Origin of the sequence: Chryseobacterium sp. StRB126 (assembly GCF_000829375.1) — a bacterium.
Taxonomy (GTDB): domain Bacteria; phylum Bacteroidota; class Bacteroidia; order Flavobacteriales; family Weeksellaceae; genus Chryseobacterium.
The window spans coordinates 1,768,522-1,788,385 of sequence record NZ_AP014624.1; the positions used below are offsets into that span (position 1 = coordinate 1,768,522).

Annotated in this window: 16 protein-coding genes; 7 read left to right on the plus strand and 9 right to left on the minus strand. The window is 36.8% G+C overall.

The annotated features are described in order from the left end of the window. Window positions 1-63: 63 nt before the first annotated feature. Genes CHSO_RS08020 through CHSO_RS08035 form a run of 4 tightly spaced genes read right to left on the minus strand, consistent with a single transcriptional unit; the run spans window position 64 to window position 2,777 of the window. A complete protein-coding gene (locus CHSO_RS08020; RefSeq protein WP_045494633.1) occupies window positions 64-411 on the minus strand; it encodes a TerB family tellurite resistance protein in 348 nt (115 codons plus the stop codon). A 2-nt stretch (window positions 412-413) separates the two neighbouring features. After that, complete coding sequence (locus CHSO_RS08025; protein ID WP_045494636.1) at window positions 414-1,094, minus strand: DUF6058 family natural product biosynthesis protein; 681 nt, start codon at window positions 1,092-1,094, stop codon at window positions 414-416. Between the two features lie 5 nt (window positions 1,095-1,099). Further along, the gene (locus CHSO_RS08030; RefSeq protein WP_045494639.1) at window positions 1,100-2,209 is read right to left on the minus strand and encodes a BT_3928 family protein; all 1,110 of its coding nucleotides are present in this window, start codon (window positions 2,207-2,209) and stop codon (window positions 1,100-1,102) included. 1 nt (window position 2,210) lies between these two features. Beyond that, window positions 2,211-2,777 (minus strand): DUF1599 domain-containing protein, encoded by a 567-nt coding sequence (locus tag CHSO_RS08035; RefSeq protein WP_045494642.1) that lies wholly within the window; start codon window positions 2,775-2,777, stop codon window positions 2,211-2,213. Window positions 2,778-3,053: 276 nt separating this feature from the next. Here CHSO_RS08035 and folP point away from each other — a divergent pair, with 276 nt between their 5' ends. The 7 genes from folP (at window position 3,054) to ilvA (ending at window position 11,595) form a co-directional block, all read left to right on the plus strand. Further along, window positions 3,054-3,896 (plus strand): dihydropteroate synthase, encoded by an 843-nt coding sequence (folP, locus tag CHSO_RS08040; RefSeq protein WP_045494645.1) that lies wholly within the window; start codon window positions 3,054-3,056, stop codon window positions 3,894-3,896. Window positions 3,897-4,260: 364 nt separating this feature from the next. Continuing rightward, window positions 4,261-5,133, plus strand: a complete 873-nt coding sequence (gene ilvE, locus CHSO_RS08045; RefSeq protein WP_045494648.1) for a branched-chain-amino-acid transaminase — start codon at window positions 4,261-4,263, stop codon at window positions 5,131-5,133. 178 nt (window positions 5,134-5,311) lie between these two features. Further along, window positions 5,312-6,988, plus strand: a complete 1,677-nt coding sequence (gene ilvD / locus CHSO_RS08050; protein ID WP_171817622.1) for a dihydroxy-acid dehydratase — start codon at window positions 5,312-5,314, stop codon at window positions 6,986-6,988. Window positions 6,989-6,999: 11 nt separating this feature from the next. After that, window positions 7,000-8,724 (plus strand): biosynthetic-type acetolactate synthase large subunit, encoded by a 1,725-nt coding sequence (gene ilvB / locus CHSO_RS08055; RefSeq protein ID WP_045494654.1) that lies wholly within the window; start codon window positions 7,000-7,002, stop codon window positions 8,722-8,724. 12 nt (window positions 8,725-8,736) lie between these two features. Next, complete coding sequence (locus CHSO_RS08060) at window positions 8,737-9,018, plus strand: ACT domain-containing protein (RefSeq protein WP_052480532.1); 282 nt, start codon at window positions 8,737-8,739, stop codon at window positions 9,016-9,018. Between the two features lie 255 nt (window positions 9,019-9,273). Next, on the plus strand, window positions 9,274-10,320 hold the full coding sequence (ilvC, locus tag CHSO_RS08065) for a ketol-acid reductoisomerase (protein WP_045494676.1): 1,047 nt from the start codon (window positions 9,274-9,276) through the stop codon (window positions 10,318-10,320). A 12-nt stretch (window positions 10,321-10,332) separates the two neighbouring features. Next, the gene (gene ilvA, locus CHSO_RS08070) at window positions 10,333-11,595 is read left to right on the plus strand and encodes a threonine ammonia-lyase IlvA (protein ID WP_045494679.1); all 1,263 of its coding nucleotides are present in this window, start codon (window positions 10,333-10,335) and stop codon (window positions 11,593-11,595) included. A gap of 362 nt (window positions 11,596-11,957) precedes the next feature. Here ilvA and CHSO_RS08075 read toward each other — a convergent pair whose 3' ends face one another. From CHSO_RS08075 to CHSO_RS08095, 5 genes are all read right to left on the minus strand, one after another. Beyond that, window positions 11,958-13,427, minus strand: coding sequence for a M20/M25/M40 family metallo-hydrolase (locus CHSO_RS08075; RefSeq protein ID WP_045494682.1), 1,470 nt, complete (start codon window positions 13,425-13,427; stop codon window positions 11,958-11,960). 6 nt (window positions 13,428-13,433) lie between these two features. Continuing rightward, the gene (locus CHSO_RS08080; protein ID WP_045494685.1) at window positions 13,434-13,670 is read right to left on the minus strand and encodes a hypothetical protein; all 237 of its coding nucleotides are present in this window, start codon (window positions 13,668-13,670) and stop codon (window positions 13,434-13,436) included. Window positions 13,671-13,712: 42 nt separating this feature from the next. Continuing rightward, window positions 13,713-16,109 carry a hypothetical protein gene (locus tag CHSO_RS08085; protein WP_045494688.1) on the minus strand — a complete coding sequence of 799 codons (2,397 nt, stop codon included), beginning with the start codon at window positions 16,107-16,109 and terminating at the stop codon, window positions 13,713-13,715. A gap of 224 nt (window positions 16,110-16,333) precedes the next feature. Continuing rightward, window positions 16,334-18,148 (minus strand): cytochrome-c peroxidase, encoded by a 1,815-nt coding sequence (locus CHSO_RS08090; RefSeq protein WP_045494691.1) that lies wholly within the window; start codon window positions 18,146-18,148, stop codon window positions 16,334-16,336. 63 nt (window positions 18,149-18,211) lie between these two features. Further along, window positions 18,212-19,690, minus strand: coding sequence for an alkaline phosphatase PhoX (locus CHSO_RS08095; protein WP_045494694.1), 1,479 nt, complete (start codon window positions 19,688-19,690; stop codon window positions 18,212-18,214). Window positions 19,691-19,864 lie beyond the last annotated feature (174 nt).

Below are 19,864 nucleotides of genomic sequence, written 5' to 3' on the forward strand. Positions count from 1 at the left end.
ATTTATTTTACTTTTTAATTAAACTCACTTTTTGAATCTGTGAGATCTTTGATTTGAAGAGGATTATAATCCCCATAAGTTTTTCAACAGAACATAGAATGTGTGCTCTTCTTCAGTTACCTTGTTGTCTGCTTTAATCAGAGACTTGGCAAACTGAGCAAACTTTACACGCTCATCTGCTGTAGAATCCTCATGAAAGCATCTTGCATGGAATTCAAAGTGATCTTTCCATTCCTCAGGCTGTAAAAGAGCCAATGTTTCAAGTTCATTATCAAGGTTCATTCTGAATGGAAACTCATCTGCCAGATATTGTTGTACCAGCATTCCCTCTTCAGGAGCAAATTCTCCGTCCACAGAAGAAAGGATCATTAATAAGTGGTAGCCGGCGATAGATTTATTTGATTTTTGCATATTCAATATTTCTTTACTAAATGTTCTAAATTGTTTTTTTCTAAAATGCTGTCGAGGTATTTCCCTCTGCTGCTTGTTTTTCTTTGATAGGGAGCAAATCTCTCTGCCACTTCATTGAATTCTTCATTCAATTTCATAAGCTCTTTTATTTCACTTGCTGCAAGGGTTTTTTGAGAAAATATTTCATTGAATTGGATTAATTTTTTTACTGCAATTTCTTTTTTTACAATGTCTTCTTCAGTAGAATGGAGTGTACAGATTCCATAAATTCCGTTACAATAAGCAGTCCATTCACTTTCAAAGATTTCATTAAGCTTTTCCTGATTAGAAAAGTCATCTTTGAAAATATCATTATAAGCAAAACGTTTATCAGAATGAGCCATTAAGTTTTGAATAAATTTTTCTTTAAATTCGGCTTTATACTTTTGTGGATCATTCAGATTCTTATTTTTTTGAATCAGTGAAATACAGCTTTTGCTGAAATATTTTTCAGTGATTTCACTTTGAAACTCATCGTTAAGGGGTGATGTAATTTTTATATTTCGTGAAATAATATAAGAAGCTTCCGGAACTAAATGATTCTGGATAAGTACAACCAGTTCATCTTTAGTGATCCCTGCTATATTACATAAATGATCTTCTGTAATATAATTTTCATTAATGTAATTGAAATTATCTTCCATACTTTTTATTTAATATAGTCTTTTGCAGGCTGTTTGTCAACTATTTTCCCGTTTTGAAGGATCAGTACAAAAGGATTACTTCTTGCAATGGTTTTAATGGCAGTACCGTCCATCATTGTATTTTTAATGGTTTTAAAAGTATTCTGATCCGTTGAAACCCCATAGATAAGCGCTCCTTTCTGAGCATTTACTTTAGCTTCCACCTTTTGAATAAGATCAGCAGAAACTTCTTTTGGATGGTAAGAAAACACAAGAATTGCTTTTGGAGCTTTGATGATTTCATCTGTCAGTTCCATTCCTGTAGGATCTTCAATCTTGAATTTTACAATTTCAGATTTATACCCTTCTTTAACCAGTACAGATTCATTTTTCCCTTCTTCAATTTTCCATGGAGAACCTTCTGCCCAGTATTTTGTTTCCTTGATGTAATCATCCTGATTCACCTTTAAAACTTCACCTGTTTTTTGATTTTTAAGGGAATAAAAAGTCTTGTATTCTGATGGGTTTTTATTGATTTTTTCTTTCTCTCCTTTAATATCTGTCCCTACTTTGTAATCACGGAAATCGATGATCGGTTCATGCATAATTCCCTGAGCCATAATGTAGATCATTCCCAAAGAAAATACAGCAAAAAGAGCATATTTGAACTTACCCGTAGATTCTTTTTTGCTGCTGCCATATTCATCCGTTTTACGGAAGTCTTTTTTGTACAGTACAAACAGAATGATAAGTCCTACAAGAAGAGCCACATCTTTAAAGAAACTCTGCCAAGGCGTAAATTTAATAGCATCACCGAAACATCCACAATCTGTTACCACATTGAAATAGGCAGAATAGAATGTTAGGAAGCCAAAGAACACACAGAGTGCAATTAAAGCTGATAAGGTAAATTTAAGCTTCATTTTCAACAGCAGCATAAATCCAAGGAAAAGCTCCAGTACAACAACGATAATTGAAAACAGCAGGGCAAATTTTTCAAAAAACGGCATATTGAAGACGGCAGGTGAAAAATATTCCTCCATTTTAAAGGAGAATCCTACTAAATCCACAGCTTTTACAAAGCCTGAAAGGATAAAAATGACAGCAATAATAAAGCGTAATAAACCTTTGATCATGTTAAATAGTTTTGGGTTCGAATTGGTTTTTTTGTTCTGAGAATTTAATCAGGCAGAAAACAGCATAATTCAGCATATCGAAATAATTGGCGTCAAGGCCTTCAGAGACGATGGTTTTTCCTTGGTTGTCTTCAATCTGCTTGGTTCTTAATACTTTCTGATAAATTAAATCTGTAATCGAAGAAATTCTCATATCTCTCCATGCTTCCCCATAATCATGGTTTTTTCTTTCCATTAAAGCCTGAGCTTCGTGGGAATATTTGTCATACAGACTTAAAATTTCTTCCTTATTTTCATTAAAGTCATTGGAAAGCCCTTTTTCAAGCTGAATAAGCCCAATGATAGAGTAGTTGACAATTGCGATAAACTCATCCTCTTCACTTTCATCCACCATTTTTACATCAGTCATTTGCAGCGTACGGATTCTATTAACTTTAATATAAATCTGATCCGTAATGGAACTTGGTCTTAAAACCCTCCACGCCGGTCCGTAATCCTGTAATTTTTTACTGAAAAGATCACGACACTGACTGATAATTTTCTCGAACTGTACTGATGTTTTTGACATATAATTTCTTAATCTTCCAAATATACGAATTCGGTTTTGTTTATGAAATGAGTTTGATTTGAATCATGTTGGTATGTTATTGTAGAGTGGGAGCGTATTAGGGTTAGAGAGTTTTAGAGTATTAGAATTCGAATGTACTTGAGAATATAATACATTGTAGAAACCATCTGTTATTTTTCTTGTTTTCTTACTTTTATTCCCTGCACAAATTGCTAATTTTGCAGTATATAAAATCATTCATCACTTATCATTCATCATTCATCATTTATAAATCTTATGCTCTCAAACTCTCAAACGTACTCCATCAACTGCAATGGCAGACTGGTAGAACTGGATACTCCAAAGATCATGGGAATCCTTAATCTTACCCCGGATTCTTTTTCAGATGGTGGGAAATTTAACGATGGAAAACTGGCAGTGGAACATGCCGAAAAACTCCTGAAAGAAGGAGCTGAAATTATTGATATTGGCCCGCAATCTACGCGCCCCAATGCAGAATTTTTGACCAGTGAAGAGGAGGTCAAAAGAATTGGAAATGTGATTTCTAAGATCAAAAAAGAATTTCCGGAAGCATTGATTTCTTTGGATACATTTTATGCAGAAACCGTAAAATTCGGATTCAATGAAGGGATAGATATGATTAATGATATTTCCGGAGGACAATATGCTGAAAAAATGTTTGATACAGCAGCAGAAACTAAGCTTCCTTACATTTTAATGCATGTTAATCCGTCTTATGAAACCATGCATGATAAAATTAAGTTTGAAGATATAACACTGGAAGTAAACCGATATTTTTCTGAAAAGACCAATGAACTGTTACAAAAAGGAGTAAAAGATATCATTTTAGACCCCGGTTTTGGCTTTGGAAAAACAATAGAAGATCAGATGAAAATGATTAATGAGGTTGGATATCTTGAATTTGGGAAATTTCCTTTACTGATCGGTATTTCAAGAAAATCATTTATCTACAAACCCCTTGGAAAATCTCCGCTTGATATCAATGAGGAAACACAGAAATTGCACATGAAAGTGCTGGAGCAGGGAGCGAAAATTTTAAGAGTTCACGATGTGGCTGAAGCCAAAGAAACCGTTAATCATTTTTTACGGAAAAAATAAAAAGTTTTAAAAAAACTTGTGGGTTTTTAAAAAGTTTATACATTTGCAATATGAATTTTACGAATCAAAAAAATATTATTGTCATTTCTATTGCAGCTGTTGTCATTTACAACAGTCAGGAAACGGCATTTTAAAATAGATTTTTATTTAAATTATATATAGCCGTTTCATTTTGAAGCGGCTTTTTTTATTTTAATTTTTTAGAGTACAACTATGTATCAGTTATTCGCAGTAATTATTATCGTCATTATTATTCCCTTACGCTTGTGAGACGGAAGATGTATGACTGTACATATATTGAGCCCTCTCACAGCGTGAGAGGGCTTTTTTTATTCCCATTTCTTAAATTTTAACCCACTATAACATGTATTACAACGACGACACGGTCATCTATTTTGATGGAAATTTCATGAAAGCCAAAGACGCAGGAACCAATCTTTATGGGCAATCTCTTCACTATGGATATTCAGTTTTTGAAGGAATTAAATCTTACAGCACAGCCCATGGAACAAGGATTTTTAAAGCAAAAGAACACTATGAAAGGCTGAAAAGATCTGCAGAACTAATGCACATTCCCTTCAATTATTCAGTAGATCAGCTTACAGAACTTACTTATGAACTGTTGGAACTGAACGGCTTTACAGATGCTTATATCCGTCCTCTGGTAACCTGTTCTCCCAATATGTCCCTTTCAAAAGGCAAAGAATCTTACTTATCCCTTTTGGCTTGGGAATGGAGCAACGGTTATCTCGCAGATAAAATGAAGATTATGACCTCTGGTTTTCAGCGTCCTAATCCGAAAGCCTTCAAAGTGGAAGCCAAAGTAGGTGGCCATTATGTGAACTCTATTCTGGCTTGTCAGGATGCAAAAGATAAAGGATATGACGAAGCTTTGGTGCTGGATGAAAACGGATATGTCGCAGAAAGCTCAGGAGCCAATGTTTTTTATGAAAAAGACGGAACATTATTTACTCCCGCAAAAGGAAGCATTCTTCCTGGTATCACAAGACAGACAGTTTTTGAAATATGTGATGAACTGAATATTCCCGTAAAAGAAACCTTCTTTAAACCGGAAGAAATGAGAGGTGCGGATGCCGCATTTTTCTGCGGAACAGCAGCCGAAATTGTTGCGTTGGATTCCTTGGATGATGTTCCTTTCACCAAACAATGGGAAGATACAGCAAGTGAAAAGGTACAACAGGCTTATTTAAAATTAGTGAGAGTTCTGTCATTGTAAATTTTTAAAATTTAAATTATTGATTATTAATTAGTTGTGATTGATTTTTAAATGATTGGATATTGTAGTTTCAGAAAAACTGAGAATTAAAAAAATATTACAAGCTGTAGTTTTGACCCGAAATTAAATACAAAAGAATCATTTAAAGAGACTGGATGAACAGCAAATGCAGGAAAATATGTTAAATAAATATTCAAAAACATTCACACAAAACAGTGAACAGCCAGCCGCAAAAGCAATGTTATACGGGATTGGTTTTACAGAAGAAGATATGCAAAAAGCGCAGATCGGGATTGCAAGCATGGGGTACGATGGAAATACCTGCAACATGCACCTCAACGATCTGGCCAGAGTGGTGAAAAAAGGAACATGGAATCACGGATTGGCAGGGTTGATCTTTAATACCATTGGGGTAAGTGACGGAATGAGCAACGGAACTGATGGGATGCGCTATTCACTGGTAAGCCGGGATGTGATTGCAGACAGTATTGAAGCTATTTGTGGTGCTCAGTATTATGACGGACTTATTGCTTTACCAGGATGTGACAAAAATATGCCGGGAACAATCATTGCGATGGGTAGACTGAACAGACCTTCACTGATGGTATATGGTGGAACTATTGCCCCGGGGTGCTACAAAGGTGAAACATTGAATATCGTTTCTGCTTTTGAAGCTTTAGGAAAAAAAATTGCAGGAGAAATTTCAGAGGAAGATTTTGATGGAGTGGTTAAAAATTCCTGTCCCGGAGCAGGCGCTTGTGGCGGAATGTATACAGCCAATACGATGGCTTCTGCAATAGAAGCATTAGGAATGAGTCTTCCCTATTCTTCTTCCAATCCGGCATTAAGTAAAGAAAAACAGGATGAATGTCTGGAAGCAGGGAAATACCTGAAGATTCTCCTGGAAAAAGATATCAAACCTTCAGATATCATGACCCGTAAAGCTTTTGAAAATGCACTTCGCCTGATTGTAGTTTTAGGAGGCAGTACCAATGCCGTTCTTCATTTTATAGCAATGGCTAAAAGTGTCGGAGTATCTGTTACTCAGGATGATTTTCAAACAATGAGCGATTGTACTCCTGTGTTGGCCGACCTTAAGCCAAGTGGAAAGTACCTGATGCAGGATTTACATGAACATGGCGGAATACCGGCAGTCATGAAATATCTATTGGAGGAAGGGTTGTTACACGGGGATTGCTTAACCGTTACCGGAAAAACATTAGCCGAAAATTTAGAAGATGTTCCGTCACTGAACTTTAGTACTCAAAAGATTATAAAACCATTATCAAATCCGGTAAAACCTACCGGCCATTTGAGAATTCTATATGGAAACCTTGCAGAAAAAGGAAGTGTTGCCAAGATCACAGGAAAAGAAGGAGAACGATTTGTTGGAAAAGCCCGTGTATTTGATGGTGAGAAGAACCTCATCAAAGGAATTGAAGATGGGACCGTTCAACAAGGTGATGTGATTGTGATCCGCAATGAAGGGCCAAAAGGAGCTCCAGGAATGCCGGAAATGCTGAAACCTACAAGTGCTTTGATTGGTGCAGGACTGGGAAGTAGTGTTGCTTTGATTACGGATGGCCGATTTAGTGGTGGAACTCATGGATTTGTTGTAGGACATATCACTCCTGAAGCTCATGAAGGCGGATTAATTGCTTTTGTGGAAGATGATGACCTTATAGAAATAGATGCTGTAAACAATACCATACAGCTAAAAGTTTCAGAAGAAGAGATTGAAAAAAGAAAGCAAGGCTGGCAAAAACCTGCTCTAAAAGTGAAGAAAGGATTGCTCTATAAATATGCATTAACCGTATCATCCGCCGCTGAAGGCTGTGTAACGGATGAAATTTAAAATCAGATAGTATGAAGAATTTAAATCAATCAACTGCTATAGAACTGAGCGGAAGCCGGATTATCCTTGAAGCATTTCTTCATGAGGGTGTAAAAACCGTTTTCGGTTATCCCGGTGGAGCCATCATTCCCATTTATGATGCGCTTTATGATTACAAAGATCAGTTGGAGCATATTCTTGTCCGCCATGAGCAGGCAGCCGTACATGCCGCACAAGGATTGGCTAGAGTTTCCGGAAAAGTAGGAGTAGTTATGGCTACAAGTGGTCCTGGAGCTACCAACCTGGTGACAGGATTAGCAGATGCTTTATTGGATAATACACCATTGGTATGCATTACAGGACAGGTGTTTGATCATCTTTTAGGAACGGATGCTTTTCAGGAAATTGATGTTATGAATATCACCAGCCCCGTTACCAAATGGAATTATCAGGTAACCGATGCCAATGAACTTCCTGAAGTGTTAGCTAAAGCATTTTATATCGCAAAATCGGGACGTCCGGGGCCGGTACTTATTGATGTAACTAAAAATGCCCAGTTGCAGAAAGTTTCATACAAAGGATATTCTCCATGTAATTCCTTAAGAAGCTATAAACCGGATCCTGCTCCATCGTTGAGAAATATTGAGCAGGCAGCAGAACTCATTAACCAGGCAGAGCGTCCGTTCATTATTGCGGGGCAGGGAATTATGCTGGGAAAAGCAGAAAAAGAATTCCTGGAGTTTGCCGAAAAATCTGGAATTCCGGTAGCATGGACGGTTTTGGGAATGGGTGCTATTCCTACAGATCATTCACAGGCAGTAGGAATGGTAGGAATGCATGGAAATTACGGACCCAATATTCTTACCAATCAATGTGATGTTCTGATTGCTGTAGGAATGCGTTTCGATGATCGTGTGACAGGAAGACTAGACCAGTATGCGAAGCAGGCAAAGGTTATTCATTTTGATATTGATTCATCAGAAATCAATAAAAATGTAAAAGCAGATGTTCCCGTTCTTGGAAACTGCAAAGAAACTTTACCGATTCTTACCGCATTAATTAAGAAAGGAGAGCATCCGGAATGGCATCAAAGGTTTAAAGATTGCCTGGAAGTGGAAAGCATCAATCTCATTAATGAGGAATTATATCCTAATGAAGAAGAGATTACTATGGGCGAAGTTATAAGATGCCTTAATGAAATGACGAGGGGAGATGCTGTGATTGTAACGGATGTAGGGCAACATCAGATGGTAACCTGCAGATATTCCAACTTTCAGCATACAAGAACTAATGTTACAAGTGGAGGATTGGGAACAATGGGGTTCTGCCTTCCCGCAGCAATAGGCGCAGCTTATGGAGAACGTAATCTTCCGGTTATTGCAGTAATGGGAGACGGAGGTGCCCAGATGAATATCCAGGAGCTGGGAACAGTGATGCAATATCATCCGGAAGTTAAAATTTTAATACTGAACAACAGCTATCTGGGAATGGTAAGACAATGGCAGGAGCTTTTTCATGAAGAGAGATATTCTTCTGTGGACATCCAGAGTCCGGAGTTTGTACAGGTGGCGAGCGGATACCATATTCCCGGAAGAAAGGTGAGTCAGAGAGAATATTTGAAAGAAGCACTTGAGGAAATGCTCACTCATCAAGGGGCTTTTCTACTGGAGGTGATGACAGGAAAGAAACATAATGTATTTCCTATGATTCCTCAGGGAAAAAGTGTTTCAGAAATTGTATTGAATCATAAATCATAAAATCAACAAAAAATGAGAACAGAAAATAAAGAATATACTATAACAGCCTATACAGAGGATTGTTTGGGATTGATGAGCAGAATCAATGCTATTTTTTCAAGACGGAGGATTTCCATAACCCATTTCAATATGGGGCCGTCTGAAACAGAGAATATAAAAAAGTTTGTCATTACCATCAGAGAAACAGAGGAATCGGTTCAGAAGATCACCAGACAAATGGAAAAACAGGTAGATGTGTTGGAGGTTCATTATCATAAAAATCCATATCTCACAGCAATAGAATACGCTAGCTAAATATAAAACTAGCTATGAGCAGCTAAAATAACACTTAAGATATTTTTAAGTCAACAAGCTTTATGCATATCAAGTACACTTAAGTTTTTTTGAAAATCTCTGATTTTCATCTTATGTGAACTTCTTAATCAGCATTATTTAAACTTACTAAAGTGAACTTAAGTGTTAGAATAAAATCTTTTTTCACTTACTATTTCTTAGAAAGGTAAGGGGTATCAATCAATAGTATAAAACAACAAAATAAAATTATAGAAAATGGCAAAATTAAATTTCGGAGGGGTAGAAGAAAACGTAGTAACAAGAGAAGAATTTCCATTAAAAAAAGCTCAGGAAGTATTAAAAGATGAAGTAGTAGCAGTAATCGGTTATGGAGTACAGGGGCCGGGGCAGGCATTAAATCAGAAAGATAACGGAATCAATGTGATTGTAGGCCAGAGAAAAAATTCTAAATCATGGGATAAAGCAGTAGCAGACGGATTTGTGCCGGGAGAAACTTTATTCGAAATAGAAGAAGCTTTGGAAAAAGGAACCATCGTCTGTTATTTACTGAGTGATGCTGCACAGATCGAATATTGGCCAAAAGTAAAGCAGTACCTTACTCCCGGGAAAGCGTTGTATTTCTCTCATGGTTTTGGAATTACTTTCAGCGAACGTACCGGAATTGTTCCTCCTGCAGATGTAGATGTATTTCTTGTTGCTCCAAAAGGTTCAGGAACTTCATTAAGAAGAATGTTCCTTCAGGACAGGGGATTAAACAGCAGCTTTGCTGTTTATCAGGATGCCACAGGAAAAGCAAGAGAAAGAGTAACTGCTCTGGGAATTGCCATAGGAAGCGGATATTTATTTGAAACAGACTTTAAAAAAGAGGTGTACAGCGATCTTGCCGGAGAACGAGGAACATTGATGGGGGCTGTACAGGGAATATTCGCTGCACAATATGATGTATTAAGAAAGAATGGTCATAGCCCTTCGGAAGCTTTTAACGAAACCGTAGAAGAACTTACCCAATCATTAATGCCATTGGTAGCAGAAAACGGGATGGACTGGATGTATGCCAACTGTAGTACAACAGCACAAAGAGGAGCTTTAGACTGGTGGAAACGTTTCAGAGATGCAACATCTCCTTTATTTGAAGAATTGTATGACAATGTTGCTAAAGGAAATGAAGCTCAAAGATCAATCGACAGTAACAGTAAACCTGATTACAGAGAAAAGCTGGAAGTTGAATTAACCGAATTAAGAGAAAGTGAAATGTGGAAGGCCGGAAAAACCGTACGCAGCCTGAGACCGGAGAATCATTAATAAAAAAGAAGAATGAGGACGGGAGAAACCTATTTATCCATGTTGGATAATGTGTACAAAGCAGCAGAAAGACTTAAAAATGTGTGCGTCAGAACGCCATTGGCTGTTAACAATAATTTGTCAGGAATTTATAATGCTCAAGTACATTTTAAAAGAGAAGACCTTCAAAGAGTAAGATCCTATAAAATTCGTGGGGCTTATAACAAAATGTCAACCATGCCAGAGAACGAACTTTCCAGAGGAATTGTTTGTGCCAGTGCCGGTAATCACGCTCAAGGAGTTGCTTTTGCATGCAATACCATGGAAGTAAAAGGAACTATTTTTATGCCTTTACCCACTCCGGGGCAAAAGCTGGAGCAGGTTAGGATGTTCGGTGGAAACTATGTTGATATTGTTTTATATGGAGATACTTTTGATGAAGCAAAAGATGCTGCGATGAAGTTTTGTAATGAAAATAACGGAACATTCATTCACCCTTTTGATGATCTTGCAATCGTTGAGGGGCAGGCAACAACGGCATTGGAAATTTTAGAACAGTCAGATGACCCCATTGATTATCTTTTTGTACCGATAGGTGGCGGAGGATTGGCTGCTGGTATTTGTTCTGTCTTTAAAGAATTATCTCCGCAAACAAAAATCATAGGGGTAGAACCTTCAGCAGCTGCAAGCATGAAAAAAGCGCTGGAAAATGGGAAACCTGTACATCTTGAAAAGATCAGTCGTTTTATAGATGGTGCTGCCGTACAGCAGGTAGGAAATCTCACGTTTGAATTATGTAAGAATATATTGTATGATGTGGTTACCTTAGAGGAGGGACTTGTGTGTGAAACTATTCTTTCCTTATACAATAAAGATGCTATTGTGGTGGAACCGGCTGGCGCTCTTTCCGTGGCGGCTTTAGAAAAGTATAAAGATCAGATCGAAGGAAAGAATGTGGTGTGTATCATCAGTGGAAGCAATAATGATATCACCAGAATGGAAGAGATCAAAGAAAAAGCTTTACTCTATGCAAACTTAAAACACTATTTCTTGGTAAGGTTTCCACAAAGGCCGGGAGCATTGAAAACTTTTGTAATGGATGTGCTTGGACCTAATGACGATATTACTTTTTTTGAATACACTCAGAAAAATTCAAAGGAAAAAGGGATAGCCGTAGTGGGAATTGCCCTGAAACAAAAAGAAGATTTTACCCCTTTGATGGACAACATGAAAAAGCAGGATTTTTTTGTCAACTATCTTAACAATGATCCGTCTTTGATGAATCTGCTGATTTAGTTTGTGAAAATACATCCACATTTTATTAGCCACTAATGCACGAATAAAATAATGGTTATAATGAATTTATGTATTTTAAAAAATAACCATATAAATACATAGAATTTTGTAGCTAAAGTATCTTAAAACTATTTTGTTTGCTGGGAATTATTAGCTTTTTAACTTGCTGTTTGTTATTTCGGAGGAATCTATACTATGGTTTTCTGAAAGCGGAGTTGAGATTCTTCCTTCGTCGGAATGACAAACTATATGTTGATGTTTATATAAGAAGAAAATGATCCTATTCAACTAAAAATCAACGGTGCATTCATGGCATTGTCACAAAAAACTCCGGCTCACATTCGTGAGCCGGAGTTGGTCATTTATCTTTCAAGCGTGAAATTCGAAATCACTTTCGGACGTTCAGCTTCATTAGCTACTTTCCATGATGTTCTGTACATCCATTCTGTCATTTTATACAGCTTCTTATAGTTGATGTTTTCAGATTCATCTTGCGGAGTGTGGTACTGGTCATGCAGTACGCTGGTAAAAAACACTGCCGGAATACCCACTTTAGCATAGGGAAGATGGTCGCTTCTGAAATAAAAATACTCAGCATGATTTGGAGAATCCCAATCTTTTAAATATTTGAATTTTGTACTCTCGTTATTGGCCTCTTCAGCCATTTTTACAAGCTCTTCAGAATTTTTGTGCGGAGCGTTTCCTCCTAATAAAGCGGCTTCATTATTATCGTTTCTTCCGATCATGTCGCCATTCAGTACCGCTACAATATTCTCTTTCGGAACTACAGGGTGGGCAGCATGCCATCTTGAACCAAGTAATCCTCTTTCTTCAGCACCGTGAAACACAAACAAGATGCTTCTTTTTCCCGGCTGTTTTTTGTAAGCTCTTGCCATGGCCAGCATAGCAACACAGGTACTGGCATTGTCATCAGCACCGTTATAGATAGTGTCATTCTTTACAGGATGTCTGATGCCGTCGTGATCCTGGTGTCCGCTTAGTAAAACGTATTCTTTTTTAAGAACAGGATCTGTTCCTTCAATTTTTCCGATGATGTTTACGGAAGGATATTTGTAGGTTTCTGTCAACAGGTTAAGAGAAATTTTAGGATTGTTTTTTACCCAATTGGCATTCTCTCTTTTGATCCAGAGAACAGGAATATTATTGGTGATTTTTTCTCTTAATCCTTCCACACCATAAGTTCCTCTGGTCATTTGGGGAAGTACTTCCACCCAGCTTTTGTCTGAAATATCATCAGTGATGAAAATAATGGCTTTTGCTCCCAGTTCAGTAGTTTTGTTGTAATATTTTGTTCTTACAAAACCAGGATATCTCCTTACAAAGAGAGTCATTTCTTTATCAATGTTCTTGTCAGAAGCATTTACTGCCAGCACTTTTCCTTTAAGATTAAGTTTGGCAAGATCCTCAGGCTCTGTATTTCCTGCGTATACAATATCTGTATCAATAGAAGCATTTACGGGCTCAGCAACAAGAAAATCTTTCCATAATTTCAATTGGGTATCTCCAACTTTCAGGCTGCTTTGTGGAGTAGTCTGATGTCTGTACATATCAAAAAACTGGAAAAAAGTACCATTATCGCCTGCAGGTTTCATTCCTGCTTCTTTGGCTTTATCTGCCAGCCACATAGATACTTTTAACTCATCTAAAGTTCCTGCTTCACGTCCCCAGAACTGATCTGCTGCCAATTCATACATGTCTTTTCTGAGATCAGTTTCTTTAATGGCTGATACCAAAGGCTTTTTATAGGTTTGAGCATTTCCGATACTGAATAACAGAAGACCCAGTAAAGAAAAAATATAATTCTTATTCATTGGCTTTTAATTTAAACTGCCGAGCTTATCAGCAAACTGCTTGGAGAACTCTTTTCTGTCTTCTTCCAGTTTCTCTGTATTAGATGGCAAAATATAGTTGAAAAGGATTTTATCTTCGTTATCTAAAAATATGATTTCTTTTTCATTCCCGTCAATCATTTGTGAGAAAATAGTCCACATGGAAGTATCTTTTAATTTCAATAATTCAAAAAAGCCTTCCGCTTTTATTTCTATTCTTTGCATATTCTTATAGGTATAATGTACGTTTTGAGTATTGGTAAGCTATTAAAACTCCAGGAATTTTAGCTTAAATTGGATGGCGAAATTTTCCTTGAAATGTGGAGTAGCATAATAGCCCACTCTGTAGAATAATCCAAGGTTGAAATAGCTGGAAAGGAAGTTATTCCATTCCAATCCTACTTCCTGGTACAGATGATCCAGTTTTTTAAACTTGAACTGATGGTATTCCGGATGTTTCATATCTCCAATCGTTCCGCGAAGTACAAAATCAAAGCTGGAAACATTGTGTCCGAAACTTTTAAAGTATAACGGCAATTTATGGGTGAAATAGTAAGCCACAAATTTATCGTTGTAATATTTTCCACCTTCCAGAGTAGCAAAACCAAGGAATGACGTAAGGTTAAAATTGAAATCTTTACCTGGAGAGGCAAGTCCGTTCATGGTGAAATTCTTCCATATCGGAGCTTCTCCTAAAACAACCCCACCATACAATCTAAAACCTGTTGTTCCGATAGGTGTCTTAAAATTATGAACAAAAAGAGCATCAAAGCGGGAATAATTGAAACTTCCACCTGCCATTTTGTAACTCTGTTCATAGTTGAAGTACAGTTCCGGATATTTTTGATCGATCAGAGATTTTCCCTGTGGAGTCATAATATTGGTAGAGTTTGGCGAGTATTTTAACGTAAATAAGGTATTAAAATTCTTGAAGGAAGAACCACCATCTCTAAACTGATAATCAAACTGAGCTTCCTCTATATTTCTTCTTACGGCAAGGGCAAGAGTAAGCCCGTTGGTTACATCATTAAGGTATGATAATGAAGCCCCTTTGAAGTGGAAATATTTATCATTGTTCAGGTTATTTCCAAAGTTCATCATTCTCATTTTGAAGTTCCAAAGCCTTCTGTAGAACTCTCCTGAAGCCGTTACATCGTCATAAAAATCAAACCTGAAGAATGAGTTTTTTTCCAAAGATGTTTTGATATCTATTCCCATTCCGTATTTCCATCTTCTGTCTTTTACTCCATAAGCAAAATAGTAATCCGGAGAGAAATAAGGATTGAAATTCTCATTGATTTTAGCCTTTAATCCAAGTCTGAATCCTTCGTAGGAGTTATAGTTGGCAATTTCATCTACAGCAAAATCTAGAACACCCACTCTGATCTGTCCGTTAAGTAGCCCCGAAATAATCTGTGCTTTGTTGTCAATTTTATATTTTTTACCAAGGCTGTCAATAATCTTGTATGTATTGTGCTCCCTTTCAGTAAGCTGTTCTGTTCTGTATTGATCCAGAGAATGTCCGTCAATACTTTTCACAGAGAAGGTATAACCTTTGAAATCTTTAGGCTTTTCTTCAATAGGAGAGGCGAAGTCAAAATATTTCGAGGTAAGGAAGGCGTAAGTTCCAAAGCTTCTTTTATCCTTTTTGTCGGTATGTTCCTTATCATCCATAGCCATTTTACCCATTTTAAGCTTGGTGGTTTCATGGGAAAGGAACCACTTGTTGTTGTAGAAAATCCAGGTACTGGTAATGATCCCGTCATTCTTACTTTTACTGAAGTTCTCAATTTTTTTAATTCCGTAAGTCTCAGTATCCACATAGATAGCTCCTGTGTATTTTCTTTTTTTATCAAGATTTTTATAATTGACTTCACGGAAGCGGATGACAAAGTTTTTTCTCCCGTCAAGTTCTATGGTATCGGAAAGGTAATATCGGTAAAGGCCCCTGTTTTCAGGTTTTACCTGTTCCGGAACAATATCTCTGTTACTTTGCTGAAGAGCAATCATTTCGTAGACCGGCTGTTTTAGGCCTGAAATTCTGTTGTCAAGTATGTTGATCTTTTCACCATATTTTTTGGAGTACAAAAACTCTTGTGCTCTTTCCCAAAGGAAGAGTTTGCTTTTTGCGAATATTTTTCTTGCACTGATGTTATTCAGCGAGTCTTTTTCTCTCTTTTTCTTGAAGAAATTTAAATCGTTAAAATACTGATTGAATTGAGTTAGGCTATCCTCATCAATATCCAAAGAGATTTTTTCGTAAGATTTATAAGCGTAAGAACTTAAACTTTTAGGAGAGTTTTCATGGAACAGTTTGTTTACTTTTTTCAGGATTTCCAAAGCTCTTGGATCACTTTTGTCTTCAATCACTACCGTTTCAATATTGGTTGTTTTTGAAGATTTTTTACTTAGCGAAACCTCCATACTGCTTTCTATAGGTGTTGTCCCATTTTGATACAACTCGGCTTCTACCTCAATGTTTTTGCATGCTGTTTTAAACTCCAGAACTCCCTGAGTATTGGTATAGCCAAGAATAGTATTGCCACAGAAAACCTTGGCATTAGAGATAGGCTTTTGATTGGAGTCATCAACAACTTTAATTCTAAGTTGTGAATGCCCCCAAAAGCAAATCAGAAAAAATAATAACTGTAAACCCCTTTTCATGTAAAAAAACTATGTCAAAATTAATAATATTTATTGTGGTAGAAAAGTTTTTAACACAGTATAACATTGATTTAATCTAAGATAGGTATGGAATTTCCCTAAAAGCTCAGCTTTATAATTAGAACGAAGATTGTCTTTCTGAAGTTTATGAGAATTTCCAATAAAAAACTCCCGAACAGATAGAGTTCGGAAGTTTTTTTACCGTTGCTTAAATTCAGGATTATTTATTGATCATCTAAAGACTTCATAAATTCAATAATATGATCTATTTCAGGTTCAGTTAGCTGCAAAGGAGTATCAGAAAGTGTTTGGTTTTCTACTTTGAATCCGAAACCTTTTCCACCTCCTTTATTATAAAAATTCATGACATCTTTCAATGTCTTATAACCTCCGTTGTGCATATAAGGTGCTGTTTTATGAATGTTTCTGAGAGTGGGAGTTTTGAAGGAATGCTGTAATGCAGCTACTGTTTCATGAAACTTTCCTCTTCCCAGGTCATTGTCAAATGTTTTATTGTCTTCATTCGTTGCTATCCCTAATACTTCCTGTTCTGTTTTTTTGAAAGTAGGGGGAACAGTACCATTGAACAAAGGAATAAAATGGCATATTGCACATTGGGCTTTTCCAACAAAGAGGTTAAACCCTCGTTTTTGGTTTTCGGTCATTGCCGATTTATTTCCCTGCATATATTCATCAAAATTGGAATTGAACTTTGCCAAGGAACGGATGTAGCTGGCTAATACATTCTGAAGCTGCCATACTTCTGTTTTTTGTGAATGATAAATCCTTTTAAATGCAGCCTGATAGTTTTTATCTTGGTTAATTTTGTCAAGAATGACATTTAAATCACCATGCATTTCTTCTTTATTAGAGATAACATCTGAGCTTTGCCCTTCCAGATCATCCTTCCTCATATCCCAAAACTGACCATGCTGAAATCCAGCATAGTTGAGGGAAGGAGCATTTCTTGCAAGTTTTGAATTTTCAAGCGACATAGATCTCGCAAGTCCATCAGTAAAAGCTTTTTCAGGAATGTGGCACGTTGCACAGCTTCGGTTGTTATTATTTGATAACATATTATCATTAAAAAGCTGTTGCCCAAGAGCTGCCTTTTGTTCTGAAAAAGCATATTCTTTTCCTGGTGTGAAAGCATTTGGATTGAAGGCATTTTTAGAAAAAAATGTATCAGCGTTTTTGTTTAAGGCAGTCGTTACCTCTACATCAGGGATTTTTTCCTGATTTTTAAAATCAAGCATCAGAGCAGTGATCTTATTGAGATGATCCGGTATAAAGCTTATATAATCAAATGTATTCTTATCCGTATTTTTTTTCAGGACTTCTGTGGCAGCATTGATCTCCATTATAATACTTTTTAGAGCTTTATCTTTTGATCTGACGGTTGATATTTGCTCCAATGTTTCCTTAATACCTTCAAAGGAAAAAGGAATTTCCTTTAAAAAGACTCCGGAAATAGGGGTGTCAAAACCTGAAATACCTAAACTGGAAATTCTGAAAGCTTCCTGCCTCAAAGCATCAAAAACCTGATCTTTGCTGATGGTAATGACCTGAAAATTGGTTTTTATGGTATTGCTCTTATTGATAAGCTTGTTAAGCATTCTGATCACCTCATCTTTGTTTTCCTGGTGATAGGGGTACAATATTTCTTCTAAAACCTGTAATCCTTCAGGTTCTATTTCTGTATGTTCATCCATTTCTATTTCAGGAATTGCCGGTCCGTTAATGAATCGGGCAGAGTGGGGAAGGAAGTATTCTATAGCCCATTCCATTTTTTTGTAGGTCTTTCTGATATTTTCAAACTTCTCCCGAAGAAGCTTTTCATCAGAGTCCTTAGAAACAAGGGTTTTCAGTTCATTGATCTGCTTTTCAAAATCGGTGTTAATGGTGATGATTCTGCTTTTTACAGAACCCAGATCTTCATAAACTGGTTGCTGCTTTTCTCCTTTACAATATGAAAGGACAAGAAGTGCTGTTGCGGAGTATAAAAGGAGAAGTATCGGATATTTTGAAAGTTTCTTCATAAGTAAGAAAAAGTATCAACAGAGATTTACTGTTGATACTTTGATTAGTGTGGAGTATTAAAACTATTTTTCTACGTTGCGGATAATTACAATTTGTCCGCCTTCTTTGTTGGTGTTGACTCCGGAACCGTCCGGGTTTTTAAATTTATCCAACTGCCATGTGTGAGAGTGGATATTAACGGCAAATGTATTAGGAACCCCGATGATATCAGAAATGTCAACCATTGCTCCATATTCCCATGAACCGAATTTCTGAAGGTCTCCGGATTGGTTGTATGCTGTATTCCATGCAGAATTACCTCTGTTATGTTTCATATTCAGCCATGGCTTATATTGCTTTGTAGCAATATTCAATTGCCAGATATGAGAATCATGGTTGGCTGCTTTGTAATATGAGTCTCCATCTTCCTGGATGTAAACATAATTTTCAGTTACACATAAATTATCAGGATTAATCAGGTTATTGCCTGGATTAGAATCTCCTTCCGCAACTACTTCTAATTTTCCTGTCAGCATATTGCTGGAGTTAAGAACAAGTTTGTACACTCTTCCCCACATTGTTAATCCCGGTTTTGGATTTACCCCATCAGAAGATTCTCCGGTAGCCGTAAAGTAGATCTCTCTCCCTTTTCCTGCCCCTTTTCTGTAATCTACATCTTCTACCCTTGAAAAACGGATCGCATTATTATCAATGTTTTTCTGGTTGATCTGAGCTCCGGTAAGATTTTTGGCGTTAGGAATCTCCACAAACTCCACATCGTAGGTGCTTCCTTTCGTCATATCTGTTTCAGTGTAGTTATTATTTGTTCTTTTAAGAGCATATAATTTACCGTTGTTCAGGTCTCCCTGGGCGTCTGCTACATACATGATCAGCTGTCCTGCAGACTGATGAGATGAAGAATAAGACTGGTCTTCACCGATCAGGATATAAGACTTTCCATTGGAAACATCCTTAGGAAGGGGAACTGCATTTTCCATAGACGCTTTTCCTAAAGCTGGTTTTACTCTGGTTTTGTCTGATGCCTGAGATGCAGGTGCCAATGGGTCTAAAGCGTGAACCATGCTTTCTTCACCAGATTCACCAGCAGTAAGGAATGCACTGAAACCATGAACTTCAGGAGTTGCCAAGGTAGCAGAACATAACCTTGTCATTCCTCCGGTTCCATTTAAAATATATTCTCCTTTTATGGGTCTGAAAGTTTTATCCAGATATACTCTTGATACAGATTGTTTGATTTCATGGTTGGTAATCATCAGATAACCGTCAGATTTAGGATCTTTCATGATTCCCATTCCGTCCGGCTGTCCTCCGAAAACAAAATCAGGAGAGCCTGGAAGAACATCAGAACTGGAAATAAGGGTGGTAATATTTAAGTTTTCAAAACCAGTCATCCCATACACAAAAGCGGACTCTTTAGAGAAATTTTCAATCTTGACTTTGTCGTTGATAGGAGAATTTTCACCTCCGTTATTGTCATCTTTACAGCCTTGAAAGACAAGGGAAGTAAGGAGTAGAGCTCCAATAGTTTTGTTAATTTTCATAATTAATTTTTTTAATTTCGATTATGACAAAACTAAAGGCTTAGTGTTAATTAGACTTTACGGGGAGAAAACAAATAGTTTAAGATTAGGTAAGGATTTGTTAAGGAATAGTCAATAATTAGAACGAATATAAATAAAAAACTCCTGAATTGAACAATTCAGGAGTTTTCAATA